At 63.4% G+C, this 21,769-nt stretch carries 22 protein-coding genes and 1 pseudogene; 8 read left to right on the top strand and 15 right to left on the bottom strand.

Translation table 11 applies throughout. The features are described 5' to 3' along the window. Positions 1-55: 55 nt before the first annotated feature. Positions 56-412 (bottom strand): MmcQ/YjbR family DNA-binding protein, encoded by a 357-nt coding sequence (locus ABVK50_RS01850; protein WP_353643060.1) that lies wholly within the window; start codon positions 410-412, stop codon positions 56-58. Further along, the gene (locus ABVK50_RS01845; protein ID WP_353643061.1) at positions 388-999 is read right to left on the bottom strand and encodes a CDP-alcohol phosphatidyltransferase family protein; all 612 of its coding nucleotides are present in this window, start codon (positions 997-999) and stop codon (positions 388-390) included. Before ABVK50_RS01845 ends, ABVK50_RS01850 begins: the two co-directional genes overlap by 25 nt. Before the next feature lie 141 nt (positions 1,000-1,140). On the opposite strand from ABVK50_RS01845, the gene apaG reads away from it, so the two are divergent. Next, complete coding sequence (gene apaG / locus ABVK50_RS01840; RefSeq protein WP_353643062.1) at positions 1,141-1,530, top strand: Co2+/Mg2+ efflux protein ApaG; 390 nt, start codon at positions 1,141-1,143, stop codon at positions 1,528-1,530. Between the two features lie 65 nt (positions 1,531-1,595). Here apaG and ABVK50_RS01835 read toward each other — a convergent pair whose 3' ends face one another. The 3 genes from ABVK50_RS01835 to ABVK50_RS01825 form a co-directional block, all read right to left on the bottom strand. After that, positions 1,596-2,588, bottom strand: a complete 993-nt coding sequence (locus ABVK50_RS01835) for an Hsp33 family molecular chaperone (RefSeq protein WP_353643063.1) — start codon at positions 2,586-2,588, stop codon at positions 1,596-1,598. Positions 2,589-2,703: 115 nt separating this feature from the next. Beyond that, positions 2,704-3,615 (bottom strand): ornithine carbamoyltransferase, encoded by a 912-nt coding sequence (gene argF, locus ABVK50_RS01830; protein WP_353643064.1) that lies wholly within the window; start codon positions 3,613-3,615, stop codon positions 2,704-2,706. 17 nt (positions 3,616-3,632) lie between these two features. Continuing rightward, positions 3,633-4,829, bottom strand: a complete 1,197-nt coding sequence (locus ABVK50_RS01825; RefSeq protein WP_353643065.1) for an aspartate aminotransferase family protein — start codon at positions 4,827-4,829, stop codon at positions 3,633-3,635. A 341-nt stretch (positions 4,830-5,170) separates the two neighbouring features. Between ABVK50_RS01825 and ABVK50_RS01820 the strand changes: the two genes are divergently transcribed. Further along, positions 5,171-5,689 (top strand): GcrA family cell cycle regulator, encoded by a 519-nt coding sequence (locus ABVK50_RS01820; RefSeq protein WP_353643066.1) that lies wholly within the window; start codon positions 5,171-5,173, stop codon positions 5,687-5,689. A gap of 35 nt (positions 5,690-5,724) precedes the next feature. Here ABVK50_RS01820 and phoU read toward each other — a convergent pair whose 3' ends face one another. Beyond that, positions 5,725-6,447 (bottom strand): phosphate signaling complex protein PhoU, encoded by a 723-nt coding sequence (gene phoU, locus ABVK50_RS01815; protein WP_353643067.1) that lies wholly within the window; start codon positions 6,445-6,447, stop codon positions 5,725-5,727. Between the two features lie 145 nt (positions 6,448-6,592). After that, on the bottom strand, positions 6,593-7,870 hold the full coding sequence (locus ABVK50_RS01810; RefSeq protein ID WP_353643068.1) for an ATP-binding protein: 1,278 nt from the start codon (positions 7,868-7,870) through the stop codon (positions 6,593-6,595). Between the two features lie 83 nt (positions 7,871-7,953). On the opposite strand from ABVK50_RS01810, the gene ppk2 reads away from it, so the two are divergent. The 3 genes from ppk2 to ABVK50_RS01795 all read left to right on the top strand — a co-directional run bounded on the left by ppk2 (position 7,954) and on the right by ABVK50_RS01795 (position 10,595). Beyond that, positions 7,954-8,880: a polyphosphate kinase 2 gene (gene ppk2, locus ABVK50_RS01805; RefSeq protein WP_353643069.1), complete on the top strand. Its 927-nt coding sequence runs from the start codon at positions 7,954-7,956 to the stop codon at positions 8,878-8,880. A gap of 72 nt (positions 8,881-8,952) precedes the next feature. Further along, positions 8,953-9,318 (top strand): YciI family protein, encoded by a 366-nt coding sequence (locus ABVK50_RS01800; RefSeq protein ID WP_165031950.1) that lies wholly within the window; start codon positions 8,953-8,955, stop codon positions 9,316-9,318. Further along, positions 9,315-10,595, top strand: coding sequence for an RNA polymerase sigma factor (locus tag ABVK50_RS01795; protein WP_353643070.1), 1,281 nt, complete (start codon positions 9,315-9,317; stop codon positions 10,593-10,595). Before ABVK50_RS01800 ends, ABVK50_RS01795 begins: the two co-directional genes overlap by 4 nt. 81 nt (positions 10,596-10,676) lie before the next feature. Here ABVK50_RS01795 and ABVK50_RS01790 read toward each other — a convergent pair whose 3' ends face one another. Beyond that, complete coding sequence (locus ABVK50_RS01790) at positions 10,677-10,880, bottom strand: hypothetical protein (protein WP_353647056.1); 204 nt, start codon at positions 10,878-10,880, stop codon at positions 10,677-10,679. On the opposite strand from ABVK50_RS01790, the pseudogene ABVK50_RS01785 reads away from it, so the two are divergent. Beyond that, positions 10,782-11,128, top strand: a pseudogene (locus tag ABVK50_RS01785) (VOC family protein). The gene ABVK50_RS01790 and the pseudogene ABVK50_RS01785 sit on opposite strands and share 99 nt — an antisense overlap. Here the strand turns inward: ABVK50_RS01785 and ABVK50_RS01780 are convergent. Beyond that, on the bottom strand, positions 11,100-13,151 hold the full coding sequence (locus ABVK50_RS01780) for a glycosyltransferase family 2 protein (protein WP_353643071.1): 2,052 nt from the start codon (positions 13,149-13,151) through the stop codon (positions 11,100-11,102). The pseudogene ABVK50_RS01785 and the gene ABVK50_RS01780 sit on opposite strands and share 29 nt — an antisense overlap. 379 nt (positions 13,152-13,530) lie before the next feature. Here ABVK50_RS01780 and ABVK50_RS01775 point away from each other — a divergent pair, with 379 nt between their 5' ends. Then, complete coding sequence (locus tag ABVK50_RS01775; RefSeq protein ID WP_353643072.1) at positions 13,531-14,373, top strand: transporter substrate-binding domain-containing protein; 843 nt, start codon at positions 13,531-13,533, stop codon at positions 14,371-14,373. On the opposite strand, the gene ABVK50_RS01770 is transcribed toward ABVK50_RS01775, so the two are convergent. Then, on the bottom strand, positions 14,360-15,202 hold the full coding sequence (locus tag ABVK50_RS01770; RefSeq protein ID WP_353643073.1) for a sterol desaturase family protein: 843 nt from the start codon (positions 15,200-15,202) through the stop codon (positions 14,360-14,362). The two genes, ABVK50_RS01775 and ABVK50_RS01770, sit on opposite strands and share 14 nt — an antisense overlap. Positions 15,203-15,208: 6 nt before the next feature. After that, the gene (locus ABVK50_RS01765) at positions 15,209-15,622 is read right to left on the bottom strand and encodes a tellurite resistance TerB family protein (RefSeq protein WP_353643074.1); all 414 of its coding nucleotides are present in this window, start codon (positions 15,620-15,622) and stop codon (positions 15,209-15,211) included. A 217-nt stretch (positions 15,623-15,839) separates the two neighbouring features. Between ABVK50_RS01765 and ABVK50_RS01760 the strand changes: the two genes are divergently transcribed. Next, positions 15,840-17,492: a lysine--tRNA ligase gene (locus ABVK50_RS01760; RefSeq protein ID WP_353643075.1), complete on the top strand. Its 1,653-nt coding sequence runs from the start codon at positions 15,840-15,842 to the stop codon at positions 17,490-17,492. Here the strand turns inward: ABVK50_RS01760 and ABVK50_RS01755 are convergent. From ABVK50_RS01755 to ABVK50_RS01740, 4 genes are all read right to left on the bottom strand, one after another. After that, complete coding sequence (locus ABVK50_RS01755; RefSeq protein WP_353643076.1) at positions 17,455-18,258, bottom strand: thermonuclease family protein; 804 nt, start codon at positions 18,256-18,258, stop codon at positions 17,455-17,457. The genes ABVK50_RS01760 and ABVK50_RS01755 overlap by 38 nt on opposite strands. Beyond that, positions 18,225-18,875 (bottom strand): helix-turn-helix transcriptional regulator, encoded by a 651-nt coding sequence (locus ABVK50_RS01750; RefSeq protein WP_353643077.1) that lies wholly within the window; start codon positions 18,873-18,875, stop codon positions 18,225-18,227. Before ABVK50_RS01750 ends, ABVK50_RS01755 begins: the two co-directional genes overlap by 34 nt. Before the next feature lie 117 nt (positions 18,876-18,992). Further along, positions 18,993-19,535 (bottom strand): thioesterase family protein, encoded by a 543-nt coding sequence (locus tag ABVK50_RS01745; RefSeq protein WP_353643078.1) that lies wholly within the window; start codon positions 19,533-19,535, stop codon positions 18,993-18,995. A gap of 13 nt (positions 19,536-19,548) precedes the next feature. Beyond that, the gene (locus ABVK50_RS01740; RefSeq protein WP_353643079.1) at positions 19,549-21,768 is read right to left on the bottom strand and encodes a 3-hydroxyacyl-CoA dehydrogenase NAD-binding domain-containing protein; all 2,220 of its coding nucleotides are present in this window, start codon (positions 21,766-21,768) and stop codon (positions 19,549-19,551) included. Position 21,769: the final 1 nt, after the last annotated feature.

Raw genomic sequence — 21,769 nt, 5'->3', positions numbered from 1 at the left:
GCGGCAAAGCCGGCATCATAGCCTGGATGGTGGACGATCGGGAGCGCTGCCACGTCTATGGTTGGGCCTTCGCCAGCTTTTTCGGCGCGACCGATTTCCAGGCAAATGTCATGGCATGGCGTACGGTCTCCATGTCGGCACGGTCGAGCATGACCTGCGTCCAGCCTTTCAGGCCCCACGAGCCCTTGATCGGCGCGAAAATGCCGCGTCCGGTTTCCTTCAGGAGCTGCTGTTCGTCGGGCGAAAGCTTCAACACCGCGCGGCCGTCGCTTTCGCGCAATGTGGCAAAGATCTTCTTTCCGACTCGGAAATCCGCGGTGTCGAAATGGCTTCCTTCGGCAGCTTCCGGAAAGCTCAGCGCCAGCGCCCGAAACTCGTCCGCCGTCATCATGATCCCCCAAAGGTCCGCCATGCCAGCACGATCCTCGACAGGGCGGTGTAGAACGTCAAGGCGGCGAAGGCGTAGGCCAGCGGCGGAAACCAGTCCGGGAACAGGCAGAAGATGACGAAAACGGCGATGGTTTCGCTGGCCTCGGCCAGACCCGTCGTGAAGAAGAGCGATTTCGCGCCACGCGCATCTGTCACCAGCTTTCGTCTCTCGGCCATGATCGCATAGGCGAGAAAACTCGATCCGTTGACGTAAAAGGAGAACACCAGCACCGCGCCCGCTACGGCGTTGGCTGCCGGGTCGGCCAGTACGAAGCCAATTGGTATCGCCCCATAGAAGACAAAATCGAGCACGATATCGAGATAGCCGCCGAGATCGGTCCTGCCGTTGACCTTCGCGACCGCACCGTCGAGCCCGTCGCCGAGACGGCTGACGAGGAGCAAGGCAAGACCCAGCCAGAAAAGGCCGCATCCTATCGCCGTCGCCGCCGCCAGCCCCAGGATGCAGGCGGCAATGGTGACGACATTGGCCGAAATGCCGGCCTTGGCCATCAGCGCACCGAAGCCGTCAAGCGGCGGATCGAGACGCCTGCGCGCCCAGCCATCCAGCATTCCTTGCCTCCTGAGCCGTCGTAATGTCCGCAGTAAACGAAAAATCCCGTCAAGCGGAAATCACAATCCGGTTTGCTCAGCCCAAACAAGGTTGACCTGCCGCCCTTGCCGGCAGATTCTTGCGTTGAAGGGGTGCGTGGAATGTACACGGCCGTCACGCGCGATATCGAGGTCAATGTCGAGCCGTTCTACCTCGAGGACCGGTCCGATCCTTCGCAGAACCATTATGTCTGGGCCTATCGGGTGACGATCGCCAACCAGTCCGACCAGTTCGTGCAACTCCTGTCGCGCTATTGGCGCATCACGGACGGAGCCGGAAGGGTCGAAGAGGTGCGTGGCCCCGGAGTGGTCGGCGAACAGCCGGAGCTCAACCCCGGGGACAGCTACCAGTACATGTCGGGTTGTCCGCTTTCGACGCCCTCGGGCATCATGGTTGGCCATTACACGATGCGAAACCGCGGGGGCGAGACGTTCGAAGTCGAGATCCCGGCGTTTTCACTGGACCTGCCGGGCAAGCGGCGGGTGAATTAGCCGTTGATCAAGACGGCTCCCCCTCCCTCACAACGAGGGAGGGGAGTCAGCGAAGCTCAATCCGATCAGGCTTCCGCCGAAAACTCCGCCGGCTTGAACTCATAGGCCTTGGAGCAGAACTCGCAATTGACGCGGATGACGCCGTCTTCCGTGCTTTCCTCGATCTCCTCGGCCGAAAAGCCTTCGAGGATGCCGCGGATTTTCGTTCGCGAGCAGGAGCACTCGTCCTCGACATGCGTGCCTTCGAAGACGCGCACGCCATGCTCGTTGAACAGCCGGTAGAGCAGCCTTTCCGACCCGACCGAAGGATCGAGAAGCTCGTTGTGCTCGACTGTCGCAACCAGCGCAACCAGTTCGCGCCAGGCATTGTCGGCGACTTCGTGCGGCGGCTGGCCCGGATCGCCATCGCCGCCATGCAGGTCGGGCATGCGCAGGCGTTCCGGCGCCTTGGGCAGGAACTGCGCCATGAGGCCGCCGGCGCGCCAATGCTCACGGCTGCCGCCGGGGCTGGGCAGGACAAGCTTGCCCACGGATAGCCGGATGTCGGTCGGAATCTGCTCCGACTGCCGGAAATATGTCTTGGCCGCCTCCTCCAGCGTCACGCCATCGAGCTCTACGATGCCCTGGTAGCGCTGCATGTCGGCGCCCTGGTCGATGGTGAGCGCAAGGACGCCCTTGCCGAGCAGCTTTTCAGGCGTCGCCTCGCCCGCCTCGACGGCAGCGGCGAGCTGATCGGCATCGAACCGCGCATAGGCGCGTAGCGATTTAGGTGTCGAGAAGTCGGCCACCAGCATGTCGACGGGACCGTCGGTGCGGGTCTGCAGGATGAATTTGCCCTCGAATTTCAGCGACGTGCCGAGCAGTACCGCAACAAGCGCCGCCTCCGCCAGAAGCCGGGCGACCGGCTCGGGATAATCATGGCGGGCAAGAATCTGGTCGAGCAGCGGCCCGAGCTGAACCATTCGGCCGCGCACATCGAGCGCGCCGACCTCGAACGGCACGACGTCGTCGTCGCCGGTAAAGCCGAATTCACCAAGCTTGCGTTGCCTGTCGATCACCGTGCCAAATCCTTCATATGCTCGTCCGGGACGCGCGAATTTGCCGCCGGGAAAAGCCGCCTTCAAAACCAAAGAGGGTGTGATGCGGCGCAGATAGGGGCTTCAGCCCCTCGGTTCAAGCGCCGAGGCACCAGGCGAGCACGGCCTTCTGGGCATGCAGCCGGTTTTCGGCCTCGTCGAAAACCACCGAATGCGGACCGTCGATCACCTCGTCCGTCACTTCCTCGCCGCGATGCGCCGGCAGGCAGTGCATGAAAAGCGCATCCGGCCTGGCATGCTTCATCAGGCCGGCATTGACCTGATAGGGCATGAAGACATTGTGGCCGCGGGCGCGGTGCTCCTGCCCCATCGAGACCCAGCAGTCGGTGACGACGCAATCGGCGCCGGAAACAGCTTCAGGCGCGGAAGCAGCGAACGCCGCGGTGCCGCCATTCTGCCTCGCCCAGTCGACATATTTCTGCTCCGGTGCCGAGCCTTCCGGCACGGCGATGTTGAGCTTGAAACTGAAGCGGGCCGAAGCCTCGATCAGCGAATGGAGCACGTTGTTGCCGTCGCCGACCCAGGCGAAAGTCTTGCCGGCCACGCTGCCGCGGTGCTCCTCGAAAGTCATGATATCGGCCATGAGCTGGCACGGGTGGGTTTCGTCTGTCAGGCCGTTTATCACCGGCACACTGGCGTTCTCGGTCAGCTCCAGCAGGCGGTCATGCGTAGTAGTGCGGATCATAATCGCGTCGACATAGCGCGACAGCACCTTGGCCGTATCGGCGATTGTTTCCGAACGGCCGAGTTGCATCTCCGTCCCGGTCAGCATGATGGTCTCGCCGCCAAGCTGGCGCATGCCGACATCGAAGGAAACCCGCGTCCTGGTCGACGGCTTGTCGAAGATCATCGCCAGCACCTTGCCTTCCAGCGGGCGCGAGCGCTCGCCCGCCTTCAGTCGCGCTTTGCGGCGGGCGGCATCGTCGAGCATGCCGCGCAATTCCGCTGCCGGAACGGCTGAAAGATCGGTGAAGTGGCGGATGGTCATGTCGGAACTCCAGGCGGTCAGGTCGCGGCCGCGGCAGCAGCCGGCGCAAGATTCGCCGCGCCGGAGCGGATGCGGTCCAGCGCCTCGCGGATTTCCGCGTCGGTGACGGTCAGCGGCGGCAGCAGGCGCAGGACGTTTTCGCCGGCCGGGACGGAAAGCAGCTTCTGTTCGCGCAAAGCGGCTGCCACCTTGGCGTTGGGCGCCTTGCACTTCAGGCCGAGCATCAGACCCATGCCCCTCGTGCCCTCGATGACCTCGGGAAACTCGTCTGCGATTGCCGCGAGCCCCTGCTTCATCAGTAGGCCCTTGCGGCTGATCTCCTCGAGAAAGCCCTCCTCCAGGACCACATCGAGAACGGCGTTGCCGACCGCCATCGCCAGCGGATTGCCGCCGAAGGTGGTGCCGTGCACGCCGGGCGTCATCGCGGCCGCCGCCTCGTCGGTGGCAAGGCACGCGCCCATCGGGAAGCCTCCGCCTATGCCCTTGGCGATAGCCATCAGGTCGGGATAAACGCCGGCCCATTCATGGGCGAACAGCTTACCGGTGCGGCCGACGCCGCACTGCACTTCGTCGAAGATCAGCAGCAGGCCGTGTTCGTCGCATAGTTCGCGCAGGCGCTTCAGTGACTGTGCGGGGAATTCGCGGATGCCGCCCTCGCCCTGCACCGGCTCGAGCAGGATCGCGGCCGTCTCAGTGGTGATGGCCCGTTCGGCCGCATCGATGTCGTCGAACGCAACCTGGTCGAAACCTTCGACCTTGGGCCCGTAGCCTTCGAGATATTTCTGCTGGCCGCCGGCGGCTATCGTCGCCAGCGTCCGGCCATGGAAGGCGCCCTCGAAGGTGATGGCGCGGAAGCGCTCAGGGTGGCCGTTGACGTACTGATAGCGGCGCGCGGTCTTGATCGCACATTCCAACGCCTCGGCGCCGGAATTGGTGAAGAACACCTTGCCGGCGAAGCTGTTGGCGACCAGCCTTTCGGCAAGCCGCGTCTGGCCCGGAATCTGGTAGAGATTGGAGGTGTGCCACAATTTTCCGGCCTGCTCAGTGAGAGCAGCGACCAGCTTCGGATGGCCGTGGCCTAGCGAGTTGACGGCGATGCCGCCGGCGAAGTCGAGATAGCGCTGGCCGTCCTCGGTGATCAGCCAACTTCCCTCGCCCCGGTCGAACGCCAGGGGTGCACGGGCGAAAGTCTCGAAAAGCGCCGAACCGCTCATTATATGCGTCTCCGGTACCGGAAAAATCAAAAAAGCCGCCAAAGCGGCGGCCATGCCGGCATATTGGGTTTTTCGGCCGTGAAGTCAACGGAAACGTCAGCTTGAACCATGAAGGCAAACTGTTGGCTTTACGCGGGCAAGTTGGGGAAAACCGAAAAATCCGATTCGTGTTGCATTCCGGACTCTTGTCACGGAGTCACCGGATAGAGTAGTTTGTAGTCAAGAAATAACTAGATTTCGTGCGGCGGCATAATCAACCGAATAGATGTGGTGTCGAACCCGGCAGTGCCGGGACGGGAATGGATTCTGACTCCCCGCACGCTGATCAGGAGCATGATCTCATGAATTGGACCGACGAGCGCGTTGAAACCCTCCGCAAACTGTGGGCCGAAGGCCTCAGCGCAAGCCAGATCGCTGCGCAGTTGGGCGGGGTGAGCCGGAACGCCGTGATCGGCAAGGTCCACCGCCTGAAACTGTCGAGCCGCGGCCGCGCGACAGCTGCCCCGACGCGCCAGAAGAAGGCGTCACAAGGAGCCGGCGGTGCCAAGAGCGCCACCCGCACTGCGACCGTGACGCGTAGCGTCACCACTTCGATTGGCGCAACGGCGCTGCAGCAGCAGTTCGATGCCGAGCCGGTGGCGAGGCAGTATCTGCGCCCGGTGGAGAATGTGGTGGTGCCGATCTCTCGGCGCCTGCAGCTCGTCCAGCTCAACGAGCGGACGTGCAAATGGCCGAACGGTGATCCGTTGTCTGAGGACTTCCATTTCTGCGGAAACGACTCCGCCGAGTCCGGCCCCTATTGCACCTACCACGCCAAGATCGCGTTCCAGCCGGCTTCCGAGCGGCGCAGGAGCAGGTAGAGCAATCCGTCGACAACTCGACTTCGGCAGGCGGGCTACTCGCCTGTCGTCTTGACCATCGTCACCCGATGGCTCTTGTCCTCTTTCGGCCGGTCGACCGGCATCTGCTCGCCGGTGACGATGTAGTAGATGGCTTCCGCAATGTTGGTGGCGTGGTCGCCGATGCGCTCGATGTTCTTGGCGCAAAACAGAAGATGCGTGCAGGGTGTGATGTTGCGCGGATCCTCCATCATATAGGTCAGGAGCTCGCGGAACAGCGACGTGTACATGGCGTCGATCTGGTCGTCGCGGTCGCGCATGAACGCGATGCGCTCGACCGAGCGTGAGGCGTAGACGTCGAGCACCTCCTTGAGCTGCGTCAGCGCCAGTTCGGCGAGCGCCTGGAGGCCGCGAAACAGGCTGACCGGATGGCGGCCCTCGGCGACAGCCCCGACGCGCTTGGCGACGTTCTTGCCCAAATCGCCGACACGTTCCAAATCGGCCGAGATGCGGATTGCGCCGATGATCTCGCGCAGGTCGCCCGCCACCGGCTGCCGCTTGGTGATTATCAGGATGGCCTTGTCATCGATCTCACGCTGGCCCTCGTCAAGCACGGCGTCGTCGCGGATAACCTTCTGCGCCAGAGCGATATCCGAACTGACCAAAGCCGCTATCGACTGGTCGACCATGCGTTCGGCATGGCCGCCCATTGCCGCGATCTTGCGCGTGAGGAATTTGAGCTCCTCGTCATAAGCGCTGACGATGTGATGCGACTGCATGGTCGATACCGCTTTTCCGCCGGGCGTGAATCGCCGCCCTGAATCCCGACCGATACGCTAACCGGATGACGAAAAAAAGAAACCGCCATTAGCCTGGGCGGGCCGGGCAGACCAAATGCACCCGCGGCAAAGCCTGCCTGGGTTTTCAGCCGGCCGGCAGATGCACCGTAAAGGCCGCGCCCTCCCCGACCTTGGACTTAATCGACAGACGGCCATTGTGGCGGGTCAGGATGTGCTTGACGATCGATAGGCCCAGACCCGTGCCCTTTTGCGCACGGCTTGTCTCGACATCGACCCGGTAGAAGCGCTCGGTGATACGGGGGATGTGCTCCTCGGGAATCCCCGGTCCGAAGTCACGGATGGTGACGGCGACTTCCCGCTGTGGTCCCGTCTCGACATCTTCCATCGACACGGTGATGCGCCCCCCGGACTGGCCGTATTTGCAGGCGTTTTCGAGAAGGTTCTCGAATACCTGGAACAGTTCGTCCCGGTCGCCCGGCACCTCGACTGCATGGTCCGGCATATCGGTCTCGATCCCGACGCCCGATTCCGCTGCGAGCGGATTGAGTGAATCAACCACGCTCTGCACGACAGCGCGCAAATCAATCTTGGCTCCGGGTTTCAGGTAGGGCTTCATCTCCAGCCGCGACAGCGACAGCAGGTCGTCGATCAGCCGTGCCATCCGCGAGGTCTGGTTCTGCATGATCTGGAGAAAATGGTCTCGCGCCGAGGCGTCGTTCCTGGCGGGGCCGCGCAGGGTCTCTACGAAGCCGGCGATCGAAGCGAGCGGCGTGCGCAGTTCATGGCTGGCGTTGGCGATGAAATCGGCGCGCATGCGGTCGATGCGGCGGGCCTCGCTCTGGTCCTTGAACACCAGCACGTAAAGACCTGTACCCCTGCCGATCGCCGAGCCGGTGACGCGGTAGACGCGCTCGATCGGAACGCGCTCGACATAGTCGGCAACCTGCGGCGAACCGTTGCCGGCAAGTGTCGCGGCGATCAGCTCCTGCATTTCGGGCGCGCGGAATTTCAACTGCAGCGAAATTCCCGGGCCGACTGCGGCGAAGGCGGCGAGCGCCGCATCGTTGGCGTGGACGACCGTGCCCGCACCGTCGAACAGGATCAGCGGATCGGCCACCGCCGCCGCCAGGTTTTCGCCAGACAGCCTCTCCAGCGCCGACCGCTCGCCGACTGCTGCCGCTTCTGCGCGCCGCTGGCGGCCTGTGCGTCGTGGCGCCACCGCAGCCGCCACGAATAGCGCCGCGATACAGACGAGGACGAAGAATGTCGATTCCTCGGCGATGGTGTAGACCGCCAGCACGGCAAGGATGCTGGCGGCAAGCATCCACCGGTTCTGGCTGAGCCTGCCGGCGACGAGACACCCCCATCGTCGCCCCTGACGTTCCCTTTTCGCTTCGGTCATCCGCAATTCCCGAGCACCGCCAGCCGTTTGACCGGCCAATGACCACCCAATAGCATGCGCCGCGCAACGAGGAAGGTGTGGCGATGAAAAATGGCAATGCCCGCAAGATTGAACAGTCCCCGTCGGTCGAACCGGCGAACGCGCCGCCGCTCCTGAAGCTCAAGGCCGGCGACGAAGAACGGACGTTCGACATCGACAATCCCGAGCTTCCCGACTGGCTGAAAAAGCGGACCCTGAGCTCCGGCGGCTACCCATACGACGAAAAGATGCCGCGCAAGGAATATGAGAAAACTCTGGACCGCCTGCAGATCGAACTGGTGAAGCTACAATCCTGGATGCAAGCGAACGGCAAGCGCGTGCTCATCCTGCTGGAAGGCCGCGATGCGGCCGGCAAGGGCGGCGTGATCAAAGCGATCCGCGAATACATGAATCCGCGCAACGCCCGCAACGTTGCGCTGCCCAAGCCTACCGAGACCGAACGGGGCCAATGGTACTTTCAGCGCTACATCGCGCAGTTTCCGACGGCGGGCGAATTGGTGACCTTCGACCGCTCCTGGTACAATCGCGCCGGCGTCGAGCCGGTCATGGGCTTCTGCACGCCCGAGCAGCACGCGCATTTCCTGGAGGAGACGCCGCGCTTCGAGCACATGATCGTCAATGAGGACATCCATCTCTTCAAGTTCTGGCTCGATCTCGGCCGCGAGATGCAGCTGAAACGCTTTCACGACCGCCGCCATAGCCCGCTGACCTGCTGGAAATTCTCACCAATGGACGTTGCCGGCATGACGAAGTGGGACGCCTACGGCGAGATGCGCGATCTGATGTTGGAGCGGACCCACACGTCCCACGCGCCCTGGATCGTCGTACGCTCGAACGACAAGAGGCGTGCGCGCATCGCCGCCATCCGCCGGGTGCTGGCCAGCCTGCCCTACTCCGGCCGCGACCTCTCGGCCATCGGCAAGCCCGACCCGAAAATTATCGGCGAGGGACCGGGTTTCCTGAAGAGTTAAATCCGGAGAAAAAATCCGCCACTATGTCGGGATCGAATGATCCCGTTCGTCCTTGAGACAGGAAGGAAAATCATGCTGTACGCGATCCTCTGCTACAACTCCGAAGATGTCGTCTGCTCCTGGACCAAGGAGGAGGATGACGCGGTGATGGCCAAGCTCGATGTGGTCCATCAGAAGCTGCTGAAGGAAAAGCGGCTCGGTCCGTCGCTGCGCCTGCTGCCCACCACTGCGGCTACAACGCTGGTCAAAAACCAGGATCTGGTGATCGACGGGCCCTATGCCGAGACCAAGGAGCAGTTGCTCGGCTTCTATGTCGTCGACGTCGAGGGACTTGAGGCCGGGCTGGAGGTGGCCCGCGATCTGGCGCGCGCCAATCCCGGCGGTGCCTATGAGCTGCGTCCGATTTCCCTTTTCCTTCCAGGAAGCGGGGTTACGTGAGCGACATGGTCTGGATAAACGCGGCGCTGACCGCCGCCCGCCCGCAGGCGATCGGCGCGCTTCTGCGCTATTTTCGTGACCTCGACACTGCCGAAGAGGCTTTTCAGGAAGCGTGTCTGCGGGCGCTGAAAGCCTGGCCCAAGAACGGCCCGCCCCGCGATCCCACCGCCTGGCTGATCTTCGTCGGGCGCAACGCCGCGATCGATTCCGTCAGGCGGCGGAGCAAGCAGGAACCGCTGCCCGCCGAGGAGCTGGTTTCGGACCTCAACGACGCGGAGAGCGACCTGGCGGAGCGGCTCGACGGCTCGGATTACCGCGACGACGTGCTGCGCCTCCTGTTCATCTGCTGCCATCCCGAGCTGCCGCAGACGCAGCAGATCGCGCTGGCGCTGCGTATCGTCTCGGGCCTTTCGGTCAAGCAGATCGCGCGCGCCTTCCTGGTCGGCGAAAGCGCAATGGAGCAACGCATCACCCGTGCCAAGGCCCGCATCGCGCAGGCCGATGTTCCCTTCGAGACGCCTGGCGCGCCGGAACGGGCCGAGCGGCTGGCGGCGGTGTCGGCCATGATCTACCTGGTCTTCAACGAGGGTTACTCGGCCAGCGGCGATTCCGCTCCAATGCGCGCGCCGCTCTGCGACGAGGCGATCCGGCTCGCAAGATTGCTGCTGCGCCTGTTCCAGACCGAGCCGGAGATCATGGGGCTGACCGCGCTCCTGCTGCTGCAGCATTCGCGCACCCCGACCCGCTTCGACGCGTCGGGTGCGGTCGTGCTGCTCGAAGACCAGGATCGCGGGCTGTGGAACCGCAAGCTGATCGCCGAGGGCCTGGCGCTGATCGACAAGGCGATACGCCACCGGCGGCGCGGCCCCTATCAAATTCAGGCGGCGATAGCGGCGCTGCATGCCCGGGCCGCCCGTCCCGAGGACACGGACTGGGCGCAGATCGACCTACTCTATACCGCGCTCGAGGAATTGCAGCCGTCGCCGGTGGTGACGCTCAACCGCGCCGTCGCCGTCGCCAAGGTGCGCGGGCCGGCGGCGGCGCTGGAGATGATCGAGCCGCTCGCGCCGAGGCTTTCGGGCTATTTCCATTTCTTCGGCGTGAAAGGCGCGCTGCTCATGCAACTCGGCCGCGCCGACGAGGCCCGCGAGGCCTTCGGCCAGGCGATCGCGAAGGCCAATACCGCGGCGGAGGCCGCCCACATCAGGATGCATCTCGATCGCCTGATGAAGGACAACAGCGCGGCCGACGCCACGAGCGTTAAATCCGGCGTCTGAACCGCGCAAAAAATTTCGGCGCGTTGTCGGTTCGCCGCTCTCCCGTTCGTCCTGGGAACAGCCCGCCACAACCGCAGGGCTTCATGAGAACAGGAGCAAAGACATGGCGACCACATCAGCAGCAGCCGCAACCTCTGAAGTGCAGGAAATCCGGGCGTCCTTGGCGGCGTCGTGGCTTACCTCACCGTGGACGGCGCCACCAAGGCCGCAGAGTTCTATGAACGCGCCTTCGGCGCCAGGGAGGTGGGCAGGCACCCGGTCGACGAGCAGGGCCGCACTATGCATCTCCTCTCTACATCAACGGCAGCTCGGTCATGCTCTGCGACGCCTATCCGGAATACGGCCACCCGTTGAAGGAATCGCAGGGCTTCACGATGCACCTGATGGTCGACGATATCGATGCATGGTTCGATCGCGCGGTGAAGGCGGGCGCTGAGGTCACGATGCCTGTGCAGCTTATGTTCTGGGGCGATCGCTACGGGCAGCTTCGCGATCCGTTCGGCGTCACCTGGGCGATGGTCGCGCCGGCTTAGGAATTCTGGCTGGGCCGCTTGCGGGTCGGCCATGCGCCAACGCCAGCGAATGCGCCTCGCCCCTCACGACGATCCTGGGGCGGGCGCTGCGATGGGGCGTCTTGTCCCAATGGTGCGGCCGGCGAAAGAGCTGGAAAAGAGCCCACCAGGCGGCGATCGAAAGCATTGCCCAGTAAACGGGCGTGAACAGATAGACCTTCCACAGCCCGTCTTTTTCATGGCGCTCAAGGCCCATTGATCCGAGCGCCATGAAAGAAGCGTATCCAAGCGCGATGTTAACGGAATCGATCCAGAGCATGCTGGATTGCCAGGTGCTCAGCGTGACGCCCGCCGCAATATTCATCGTCAGCCATGCCAGCGTGACCAGCAGGATCGGATGGGCGAGCGCGGACGCAACCATTCCGGCAAACAATATCTGCCCGGCCCAGAAGGATTTGGGATCGAGTTCACCGGCCAAACGACGCGGGTTGCGCATATGGACCAGCCAGGTCTGCATCCAACCCTTGAACCAGCGCGTGCGCTGCGGCCGCCAGGTCTTGAAATCCTCAGGCCCATCTTCGAGGGTCGGGCACGAAATCGTCTCGGCGCGGTAGCCGAAGCGGGCGAGGCGAAGCCCGAGATCGGCGTCCTCGGTCACATTGTAGGGATCCCAGCCGCCGACGTCGGCAAGCGCGGCGGCGCGGAAATGGTTGGACGTGCCGCCGAGCGGAAACACCACGCCTTTCGCCGCAAGCCACGGCAACAGGCGGCGGAAAAGCGCTACATATTCAAAGGCGAACATGCGCGAAACCATGGTTTCGGTGCGGTTCGATATTTCGAGCGAAGCCTGCAGGCAGGCCAGTTCAGGACCGCTGGCGCGAAATCTCTGCCAGGCTTCCATCAGTTGCTGCGGATGCGGACGATCCTCTGCATCGTAAAGCACCACGAACTCTCCCGAGACCAGCGGCAGCGCGTAGTCCAAGGCTTTCGGCTTGGTGCGTGGCTGGCAGGGAGGCACCGCCACCACTTCGACATAGGACCTCAGCGGGTGGGCATTGATCGCCTCGATCGTCTCAAGGTCATCGGCTTCGCAGACCAGCTTTATCTCGAGTTTGCTGCGCGGCCATTGCAGCCGGCTCAGCGCCAGGAGAAGATCGGGAACCACATTGGCTTCGCGGTAGAGCGCGACCAGCACCGAATAGACCGGGCAGTCGGGCGAGGTGCATTCCTGATAACGGCGCGGCGGCGGCGAGGTCCAGGAGGTCGCCGCGACCCTGAGGCCGACGCAGGCCAGAAACAGCAGAGAGAAGCAGATATGCAGAGCCAGCGGGGTGCCGGACGGAAAGGTCATAAACGCCACTGGCACCGCTACCGAAACCACACCGAGCGCATAGCCTTGCCACCCCGTGACAACCGTTCTCGCTGAGCAGTCGGGGTGGCGGTCGGACAGTTCGGTGAGGGCGGCTCGGGCGAGATGCGGCGCGGCGCGCTCGAGCAAGGCCTTGCGCAACACCGAAGGGGCTACGATGCGGAGCCGCCGCCTCAGTTCGGTATTTCTGCCGCAGCGACGGCGAAGGGTGGCAAAGCTCGCCCTGTCCGGCGCAACCAGAAGCGTGGTCGCGCCTGCTTTTTCTTCCATGCGCGCCAGCAAGAGCTTTGAAATGGGCCGGCGCAGCGAGGCCAGACAATCCGCGTCGCGAATGAGCAATCTATCGGTGTCGACGGTCGACTGAAAGGGCACGCCGAGTTCATGGGCGATGGCTTGATAGAGCACTCGTTCTTCGACCACGCCCGAAGCCAGCAACTCGCCGAGGAAAGTGGTTCCATGGGAGCCGGCGCTCGATGCGATGCGCACCGCGGTCTGGAACGGTACCCCGACACGGTCGAGAACGGGCTGCCGGTCGTCAAGTTCCGGAAGGAGAAGAGCGGCAAAGAGGCTGATGCCTGCCTCGCCTGCGGGAGCATCGATATCCGAAAAACCGACGGCTACGCTGCCTATCGCGCTGGAATGATGTCTGGGAAAATCGACGTCTAGGATGCCCATGACACGCCGTACGATGATGGAGAGAACTGCGCTTCACGGCACAGCCGGCATCCGGGCCAACGCCTGCCGGCATTGCCGAAAAGAAAGATATCAGGCACCGGAATACCGCCGCATGAAAGCGGCGGCTGCAAGAAACCGCACCCCACCGGCAACCCCCCGTTGCCACTTGCAATTGAGCGATGTTATGCGCGCAATCGGATTGCCGCCATTAACCCTGGGTTGCATCGAGAAAAATTTGTTGGGTTTGGGTAGGAATTGGGTAACCATAAAGCCGCCCAAGCGAGTTTCGGCCTTGCCGGAGCGCTCCCGCCGACGGATGGCTGGGCATCGCATCCGACCGGCGCTAGAAACAAGCTTCCGTCCCTCGCCCGGAGTCAAAATGAAATTTCGTGCTGTCCTGCTGGCCGTGTTTTGCGCATCGGCCCTTGCCTGCGGCACCGCCCAAGCGGCCGAACCGCAGGTGCCGATGTTCTGGGACGCCAAGGAGCGTCTGCCGAAGCCCGACCTGTCCGGGCTGACCAGGCTGCGGTTCCTGACCACGACGGATTTCCCGCCCTTCAATTTTCTGGATGGCGAGGGCCGCATTTCGGGGTTCCACATCGACCTGGCGCGGGCCATATGCGCCGAGTTCAACATTTCCGACAAATGCCAGATGCAGGCTGTCCCCTGGGCGGAACTGGACGGCATGCTGCAAAGCGGGCAAGGCGAGGCGATCATAGCCGGCGTCGCCATAACGCAGGAAGCGCGGCTTAAATATGCGTTTTCGCGGCCCTATCTGCGTTTTCCCGCACGCTTCGTCATGCCGAAGACGACGGCGGTGTCTGAGCCGGTATTCGACAAGCTGCAGGACAAGCGTGTCGGCGTCATCGCCGGCTCGGCGCACGAACGCCTGCTGCGCGCCAATTTTCCGGGCGTGAAAGTCGTCACCTATTCCAGGCAGGACTGGATGCTCCAGGATCTGAAAGCCGCCGAGATCGCCGCCGCCTTTGGCGACGGCATGCGGCTCGGCTTTTGGCTGGCGGGAAACGAAGCCGGCGGATGTTGCCGGTTTGCCGGTGGCGCCTATCTCGCGCCGGAATATCTGGGCTCGGGGCTGGCGATCGCCACCCGAGCCGGCGAGCCGGCCCTGGCCGCCGCTTTCGACGCAGCCCTGCATCAGATCGCGGTGAAGGGCGTATTCGCCGAGCTTTACCTGCGATATTTCCCGGTCAGCTTCTTCTGATATAGGCGTTCGGCCGTGAAACGAACGGCAGGGCTAGCGAGCGCCCGAGCCGCGCGGCCTCGCTCGCGGAATAGCCCGAAAGCCCTATCGCGATGCCGTCATGGCCTTTTTTTGGCTGGTCGACATAGGTCCTGAACAGCCTGTCCCACAACGAGAGATTGAAACCGTAATTCGAGTCCGTCTCGGCCAGATCGTTGGAGTGATGGACGCGGTGCATGTCCGGCGTGACGATGACACGGCGCAGCCAGCGATCCGCGCGGGATCCGATGCGCAGATTGGAGTGGCTGAACATCGCGCCGGCGTTGAGTATGATCTCAAAAACCAGCACTGCGAGCACCGGCGGGCCGAGCGCCACCACGACGGCGGCCTTCCAGACCATGGACAGCACGATCTCGAGCGGATGAAACCGCAGCCCCGTCGTGACATCGAAACCGGTGTCGGCGTGATGCATCCGGTGGATGCGCCACAGAAGCGATATCTTGTGGCTGGCGACGTGTTCAAGCCAGACCGCGAAATCGAGCACGACGAACGCGATCAGCCCGCTTGCAAAGCCATCCACGCCGGCGAGCCTGAGCAATCCCCATCCCCGCGCCTCCGCCCAGAGCGCTGCGCCGACGGCGGCGGCCGGAAAGATTACCCGCAAAACCAGCGACGACAGGACGACCATCGAGATGTTGGTGAACCAACGCCGCGATTTCAGCGCGCCGCGCAACTCGTCACGTTCGAGGCGCGGCGACCATAGCTCCAGCACCGCCAGCGAGCCGAAGACCGCAAGGAACACGGCCCCTCGAATCCAGGCTTCCGGAAAAACAGCGCCTTCGCCCATCATTCCATCCTATGTCAGCGTCCGGTGACGCGCCTTCGTCGCCCGCTCGATCGCCGCGATCGTCGCGGCATCGATGGCGAGATGCAGGCGCAGAAGCTGCAGCACGCGAAGCTCTTCCATGCGCATTTCGAGATCGGCTGTCGCCACCTCGAAAGCCAAGGCGTAAGCAGTGTCGTGAAGATTTTTCGGTATGGCCTTGCGTGCTGTCGAAAGGACGCCTCCAAGACCGCCGTCATGGTGAAGCATCTGCTGACAGTCCTGCGCGATTTCGATGAGCTTCTCGTCGTCGAAACCCTCGAAGATCGGCCAGGACCGCACCACATTGCCGATCCGCGCCAGTTCAACATCGGTCATGTCGCGGTCGGAGGCGGAGGTTACCACCATCAGATAGATAAGCGCCTCGTGCGCGGTCGGCAAAGCCATTGCTGCCCCCTTCATTTTCGTTGCAGCGAAGGTAGGAACGCGGCCGTGCCCTCGCAAGGAAAAACCGGGCCAATGTTGACGCCCCCGGCCCGCCCGCATAGAGACCACCTGCAAACTCGGCCGGCGACGTACGCGCGAACGCATGGCCGGGATTGCCGAGCATCCCCGCAAGCACTGAAGCAGCAACGACCGCCGGCAGGAATACAGGACAGGCACAATGGCGAGATCAAACGTGATCGATCTCAACCCCGAAATCCTAGCGGCCGCCGCCGAAAGCAAGGCTTGGCCGTTCGAAGAAGCGAAAAAGATCGTCGACCGCTACAAGGGGCGGGATTTTCCCGAGACGGTGCTGTTCGAGACCGGCTACGGCCCGTCCGGCCTGCCGCATATCGGCACGTTCGGCGAGGTGGCGCGTACCTCCATGGTGCGCCACGCCTTCCGCATCCTGACCGAAGACAAGGTCGCCACCAAGCTGCTCTGCTTCTCCGACGACATGGATGGGATGCGCAAGATTCCCGATAGCGTGCCTGACCGCGCGTTCCTGGAGCCGTATCTGCACATGCCGCTGACCTCGGTTCCGAACCCGTTCGGCGGCGACTATGAAAGCTTCGGGCATCACAACAACGCGATGCTGCGGCGCTTCCTCGACACGTTCGGCTTCGACTACGAATTCGCGAGTGCGACCGACTACTACAAGTCGGGTCGCTTCGACACCATTCTGAAGCGCGTGGCCGAACGCTACGAAACGATCATGGCGATCATGCTGCCGACGCTGGGCGAGGAACGGCAGGCAACCTACAGTCCTTTCCTGCCGATTTCGCCGAAGTCCGGCCGGGTGCTCTATGTGCCGATGAAGCATGTCGATGCCGCCGCCGGCACCATCACCTTCTACGACGAGGATGGCACGGAAACCACGCTGCCGGTCACCGGTGGCAGGGTCAAGCTGCAATGGAAGCCGGATTTCGGAGCGCGCTGGGCGGCGCTCGGCGTCGACTTCGAGATGTTCGGCAAAGACCACGGACCGAACATGGGCGTCTATGACCGCATTTGCGAGGCGCTCGGCGGACGCGCGCCGGCACACTTCGTCTACGAACTCTTCCTCGACGAGAACGGGCAGAAGATTTCGAAGTCGAAGGGCAACGGCATCACCATCGACCAGTGGCTCGCCTATGCGCCGACCGAGAGCCTTGGCCTCTATATGTACCAGAAGCCGAAGACGGCGAAGAAGCTCTATTTCGACGTCATCCCGAAGGCCGTCGACGAGTACTACACCTTCCTGTCGGCCTATCAGAAACAGGACTGGAAGACGCGGCTCGGCAATCCGGTCTGGCATATGCACGACGGCAACCCGCCGGAGATCGAACTGCCGGTGCCGTTCGCCCTGTTGCTCAATCTGGTCAGCGCATCCAACGCCCACGACAAGAGCGTGCTGTGGGGCTTCATCTCGCGCCATGTCGCTGGCGTGACGCCGCAGTCGCATCCAGAACTCGACCGGCTCGCCGGCTACGCCATCCGCTACTTCGACGATTTCGTGAAGCCGGCCAAGGTCTACAGATCTCCCGACGCAGTGGAGCGCGAGGCGCTTCAGGCGCTGTCGGACGCGCTTGGCACGCTGCCGGCCGATGCCGACGGCGAAGCTATCCAGAACGCCTCGCTCAATGTCGCGCGCAAAATCGAGCGCTATCAGGACCACAACAAGAAGAGCCCGGAAGGCGGACCCGGCGTTTCGGTCGCCTTCTTCCAGATGATCTATCAGGTGCTGATCGGCCAGGAGCGCGGCCCGCGCTTCGGCTCGTTCGTGGCGCTCTACGGCATCGACGAAACACGCGCGCTCATTCGGAGGGCGCTGTCGGGGCAGTTGGCGGCTTAGGCAATGTGCTGACTGCGGACGGAGGCGGCGGCAAGGAATCCTTGTCCGGCGGGCGGCCGAATATGCCCTTTTTCGCGGCCCGGGCCTTTTCCCCGGCCTCGCCATAGGGACCGCCTTCGGCCGCACGAGCCCAGCCATTGGACACCAGCCACTGGCCGACGTCCTGCTTGCCGAGCCGGCAGGCGGCGGTGACGGTCTTCGGGCCGGCCTCGGGCGTCACCGCGCAGGTGACCGCCCTACCGCGCAGCCAAAGGCGGAAGGCGGTGCGGGCTCTGATGCCGCAGGCCCATTCCTTGCCCTCGAACGAGCAGGTTTCATCGGCTGCGACTGCATCCACCCCGGCTATGGCAACCGTGTGCCCCATCGCCTCGACCAGCCCGGCCGCCGGCGCGACCGGCCGATAGAGGATGGTCCCCTCCCAATCACTGGGCATTGCCGGTTTCGGCGGCAGCGCGAGGCCAATTTCGCCGAGCGGCGCGCGCGGGGAGATGCGCTCAAACTCTTCGGGACCCGTCTGCCCGTCCCGCCCCGCGCCACGCGGCCGAATGGTCGGACGCGGCGGGTCGATCTTTGGAACTGCCGCGGTCTTGGGTCCGTCGGGCGATGCGATACTGGAGGCCTCAGGCGGCATTTCCCGCGGGATCAGCGTGTGCCCGCCGGCCATGATGGCAAAACCCAGGCCGACGAGGCCCAGGAACGCACCCGCTGCGATGCCCGCACGCATCGGCGCGGCTACTGGCTTGCCCAGACGATGCGGGCCAGCCATTCGACGTCCTTTGCGGCGACGACTCGGTCCGGATGATCGGGATTTATCGACTGAAGCTCGATTTCCTTCGCGCTCTGGCGCGCCAGGACCTTGGCCATCACCTCGCCGCTGCCGGTCTTGACCACGACGCGGTCGCCTTTGTTCACCCTCGCCCCCGGCTCGACGATCAGCACGTCGCCGTCGCGATAGAGCGGCAGCATGGAATCGCCCTGCACTTTCAGCGCATAGGAATTGTCGCCGGCCCGTGACGGCAGTTCGATCAGGTCAAAACCCTGCCCGACCGGAAAGCCGGCATCGTCGAAGAAGCCGCCTGCGCCGGCCTGCGCGAAACCGAGCAGCGGCACCGATGAGGCCTGCACCGGCAAAGGCTTGTCTTTAGGGCCAGACTTGCCGTCGATCAGCGCGAGGAACTCGTCGAGCGAGGAGTTCGTCGCCTCGATGATTTTGGCGAGCGATTCCGTCGACGGCCAGCGCGGCCGGCCATCTGCCGACAGCCGCTTCGACTTGTTGAAGGCCGTGGAATCGAGGCCCGCGCGCTTGGCAAGACCCGACGCCGAAAGCGAATAGCGCGCCGCCAGCGCGTCGATGGCGGCCCAGACACGTTCATGCGAGAGCATGGCGTTCTCCGTGCCAGACAGGAAAAAATACCTTTTTAACTTTCTAGCGCGTGGTGTGGGAGTTGTCCAGCCGAGTTGACCCGGCGCTGCTCCAAACTCCGTTGCGGGCGGGAGGCGTCACCCCTCCTTCGCCAAGGCCCTCAGCCCGGTGTGCGAAGCCATGAATATCCGTTCGGCTTCGCTCGGCTGGCGCGGCTTGGTCTCTACGCCCAGGGCGGCGATCACCTGGTCGATCTCGATGAAGCGGCGGTTGGCGGGCTCGTAAATGCCCGCCGTCGTCATCACCAGCGCGGCAGTCTCGCCATTGTCGAGGATGAACTGATGGCGGCCGATGACCTGCGTGCCGTCCCAGGTCTCGATCGAAGAGACCACCTCGAAACGCCTCCACAGCCTGATCTCGCGGACGAAGACCGACTGCACGCCGCCCATCATCGGCGCCCATTTCTTCTCGCGCATCAGCTTCAGAAGGCCTGAGCGTAGAAAGATGTCCATGCGGCCGAGATCGGCCAGCATGAGATAGCGCGCATTGTTCAGATGGATGTTGAAATCGATGTCGGTCGGCAAGCAGCGGAAGGCCAGGCGGCTCGTCCCGCCCAGCCGGTAAGGCCCGCGGCTTTTCACCGTCGCGGCCATTCGAGCAAAACGAGCCCAGACATACATGCGGGGCGTCCGGTCAGGCCGCCTTTCGCACCTCGTCCTTCTTGTAGGGATCGAAGCGCTCGTAGAACGTCTCGCCCTTGTCCGCCATGTCGACGAGCAGTTTCGGCGCCTTGAACTGCGCGCCGAATTTCTTCTGCAGGCCTTTCGCCAACTTGAGGAATTTCTTCGCCCCCATCCCGTCGATGTAGGACAGCGCACCGCCGGTGTAGGGCGCGAATCCGAAGGCCAGAATGGAGCCGACATCGGCCTCGCGTGGGTCGGTGACGATGCCCTCCTCCATCACGCGCGCCGCTTCCAAAGCGATGGTGACGAGGAAACGCTGCTTCAGTTCCTCGACATCGACCTTTTCCGGGGCAAGCTGCGGGTAGAGATCCTTCAGGCCGGGCCACAGCTTCTTCTTCGCGGGTTTGGCGGGATAATCGTAGAAGCCTTTGCCGTTCTTCCGGCCGTGGCGCCCGTGCGTGTCGACCATCGTGTCGATGAGTTTCATCTGCTCGGGATCGACGGCTTTCTCGCCGAGATCGCGGATGGTCTGCTTCATAATCTTCTGGGCGAGATCGATCGCGGTCTCGTCGGTCAGCGCGAGCGGGCCGACAGGCATGCCGGCCATCTTCGCGGCATTCTCGATCATCGGCGCGGGCACGCCTTCGATCAGCATCCTGTAGGATTCCGACATGTAGCGCAGCACGCAGCGGTTGACGTAGAAGCCGCGCGTATCGTTGACGACGATCGGCGTCTTCTTGATGGCGCGGACATAGTCGATCGCCATGGCCAGCGCCTTGTCGCCGGTCTTCTTGCCGAGAATGATCTCGACCAGCATCATCCTGTCGACCGGCGAGAAGAAATGGATGCCGATGAAGTTCTTCGGCCGCGCCGAATTCTTGGCGAGCCCGGTGATCGGAATGGTGGAGGTGTTGGAGGCGAAGACGGCGGAGGACTTCAGCACTGCCTCGGCCTTTTCGATCGCCGTCTTCTTCACCTCGGAATCCTCGAACACCGCCTCGATGACGAGGTCGCAGCCGTCCAGCGCCGCATAGTCAGCCGTCGGCGTGATGAGGGAAAGCAGCTTTTCCTTCTCCTCCGGCTTTGCCCGGCCTTTCTTGACCTGTTCGGAAATCAGGTTTTCGGAATGCGCCTTGCCCTTTTCGGCGGACGGCATGTCGCGGTCGAGCAGCACGACCGGAATGCCAGCCTTTGCCGTGACATAGGCGATGCCCGCGCCCATGAAGCCAGCGCCAAGCACGCCGATCTTCTTGAACTTCGTGTCGGGAACGCCAACCGGGCGGCGCGCGCCCTTGTTCAGTTCCTGCAGCGATACGAACAGCGAGCGGATCATCATCGCCGCTTCGGTAGTCTGCATGATCTCGGTGAAATAGCGCTGTTCGATCCTGAGCCCCGTGTCGAACGGCACCAGCAGGCCTTCATATACGCATTTCAGGATGGCGGACGCGGCCGGATAATTGCCGTAGGTCTCGCGGCGCAGGATGGCGATCGCCGGCGGCCAGAGATTCGCGCCCGCCGCCGAATAGACGGGACCGCCGGGCAGCTTGAAACCCTTCTCGTCCCAGGGCTGGACCGGCTTCAGGCCGTTTTTGATCATCGCCTTGGCGGCTTCGATGAGTTTTTCGGGAGGCGCGATCTCGTGGATCAGGCCCATCGCCTTGGCCTTCTGCGGAGTGAGGTTCTGGCCGGAGGTCAGCATCTGCAGCGCTTCCTGCGGCTGCGCCAGGCGGGGAACGCGCTGGGTGCCGCCGGCGCCCGGGAAGATGCCGACCTTCACTTCCGGCAACGCCATCTTCACCTTGTCGGAATCGGCAGCGACGCGGCCATGGCAGGCCAGCGACATCTCGAACGCGCCGCCCATGCAGGTGCCGTTGATCGCCGACACCCACGGTTTTCCGGAGGTTTCTAGTTTACGGAACAGCCCGCCCATCCGGCCTGCGCCGTCGAACAGCATCCTGACCGCCTTGTCGTGGTCCTTGGCCTCTTCCTCATGGAACAGCGTCAGCATGCGCTTCAGCATGGTGAGGTCCGCGCCGCCGGAAAAACTCTCCTTGCCCGAGGTGATCACCGCGCCCTTTACCGCCGCATCCGACGCCACCTGACCAACGATGGCCTCGAGCTCGTTCATCACCTCCTCGGTGAAGATGTTCATCGATTTGTCGGGCATGTCCCAGGTGACCAGCGCGATGCCGTCGCCGTCGGTCTCGACCGTGAAATTCTTGTAAGCCATT

Source organism: Mesorhizobium sp. WSM2240 (assembly GCF_040438645.1).
Lineage (GTDB): Bacteria > Pseudomonadota > Alphaproteobacteria > Rhizobiales > Rhizobiaceae > Allomesorhizobium.
This window is presented reverse-complemented; position numbering and strand designations above follow the sequence as displayed.

What these genes read in the sequence shown, in the direction of transcription:
- ABVK50_RS01850 (WP_353643060.1), bottom strand. Translation starts at nt 412, where the DNA reads ATGGCGGACCTTTGGGGGATCATGATGACGGCGGACGAGTTTCGGGCG.
- ABVK50_RS01845 (WP_353643061.1), bottom strand. Translation starts at nt 999, where the DNA reads ATGCTGGATGGCTGGGCGCGCAGGCGTCTCGATCCGCCGCTTGACGGC.
- apaG (WP_353643062.1), top strand. Translation starts at nt 1,141, where the DNA reads ATGTACACGGCCGTCACGCGCGATATCGAGGTCAATGTCGAGCCGTTC.
- argF (WP_353643064.1), bottom strand. Translation starts at nt 3,615, where the DNA reads ATGACCATCCGCCACTTCACCGATCTTTCAGCCGTTCCGGCAGCGGAA.
- ABVK50_RS01825 (WP_353643065.1), bottom strand. Translation starts at nt 4,829, where the DNA reads ATGAGCGGTTCGGCGCTTTTCGAGACTTTCGCCCGTGCACCCCTGGCG.
- ABVK50_RS01820 (WP_353643066.1), top strand. Translation starts at nt 5,171, where the DNA reads ATGAATTGGACCGACGAGCGCGTTGAAACCCTCCGCAAACTGTGGGCC.
- phoU (WP_353643067.1), bottom strand. Translation starts at nt 6,447, where the DNA reads ATGCAGTCGCATCACATCGTCAGCGCTTATGACGAGGAGCTCAAATTC.
- ABVK50_RS01810 (WP_353643068.1), bottom strand. Translation starts at nt 7,870, where the DNA reads ATGACCGAAGCGAAAAGGGAACGTCAGGGGCGACGATGGGGGTGTCTC.
- ppk2 (WP_353643069.1), top strand. Translation starts at nt 7,954, where the DNA reads ATGAAAAATGGCAATGCCCGCAAGATTGAACAGTCCCCGTCGGTCGAA.
- ABVK50_RS01800 (WP_165031950.1), top strand. Translation starts at nt 8,953, where the DNA reads ATGCTGTACGCGATCCTCTGCTACAACTCCGAAGATGTCGTCTGCTCC.
- ABVK50_RS01790 (WP_353647056.1), bottom strand. Translation starts at nt 10,880, where the DNA reads ATGCATAGTGCGGCCCTGCTCGTCGACCGGGTGCCTGCCCACCTCCCT.
- ABVK50_RS01780 (WP_353643071.1), bottom strand. Translation starts at nt 13,151, where the DNA reads ATGGGCATCCTAGACGTCGATTTTCCCAGACATCATTCCAGCGCGATA.
- ABVK50_RS01775 (WP_353643072.1), top strand. Translation starts at nt 13,531, where the DNA reads ATGAAATTTCGTGCTGTCCTGCTGGCCGTGTTTTGCGCATCGGCCCTT.
- ABVK50_RS01770 (WP_353643073.1), bottom strand. Translation starts at nt 15,202, where the DNA reads ATGATGGGCGAAGGCGCTGTTTTTCCGGAAGCCTGGATTCGAGGGGCC.
- ABVK50_RS01765 (WP_353643074.1), bottom strand. Translation starts at nt 15,622, where the DNA reads ATGGCTTTGCCGACCGCGCACGAGGCGCTTATCTATCTGATGGTGGTA.
- ABVK50_RS01760 (WP_353643075.1), top strand. Translation starts at nt 15,840, where the DNA reads ATGGCGAGATCAAACGTGATCGATCTCAACCCCGAAATCCTAGCGGCC.
- ABVK50_RS01755 (WP_353643076.1), bottom strand. Translation starts at nt 18,258, where the DNA reads ATGGCTGGCCCGCATCGTCTGGGCAAGCCAGTAGCCGCGCCGATGCGT.
- ABVK50_RS01750 (WP_353643077.1), bottom strand. Translation starts at nt 18,875, where the DNA reads ATGCTCTCGCATGAACGTGTCTGGGCCGCCATCGACGCGCTGGCGGCG.
- ABVK50_RS01745 (WP_353643078.1), bottom strand. Translation starts at nt 19,535, where the DNA reads ATGTATGTCTGGGCTCGTTTTGCTCGAATGGCCGCGACGGTGAAAAGC.
- ABVK50_RS01740 (WP_353643079.1), bottom strand. Translation starts at nt 21,768, where the DNA reads ATGGCTTACAAGAATTTCACGGTCGAGACCGACGGCGACGGCATCGCG.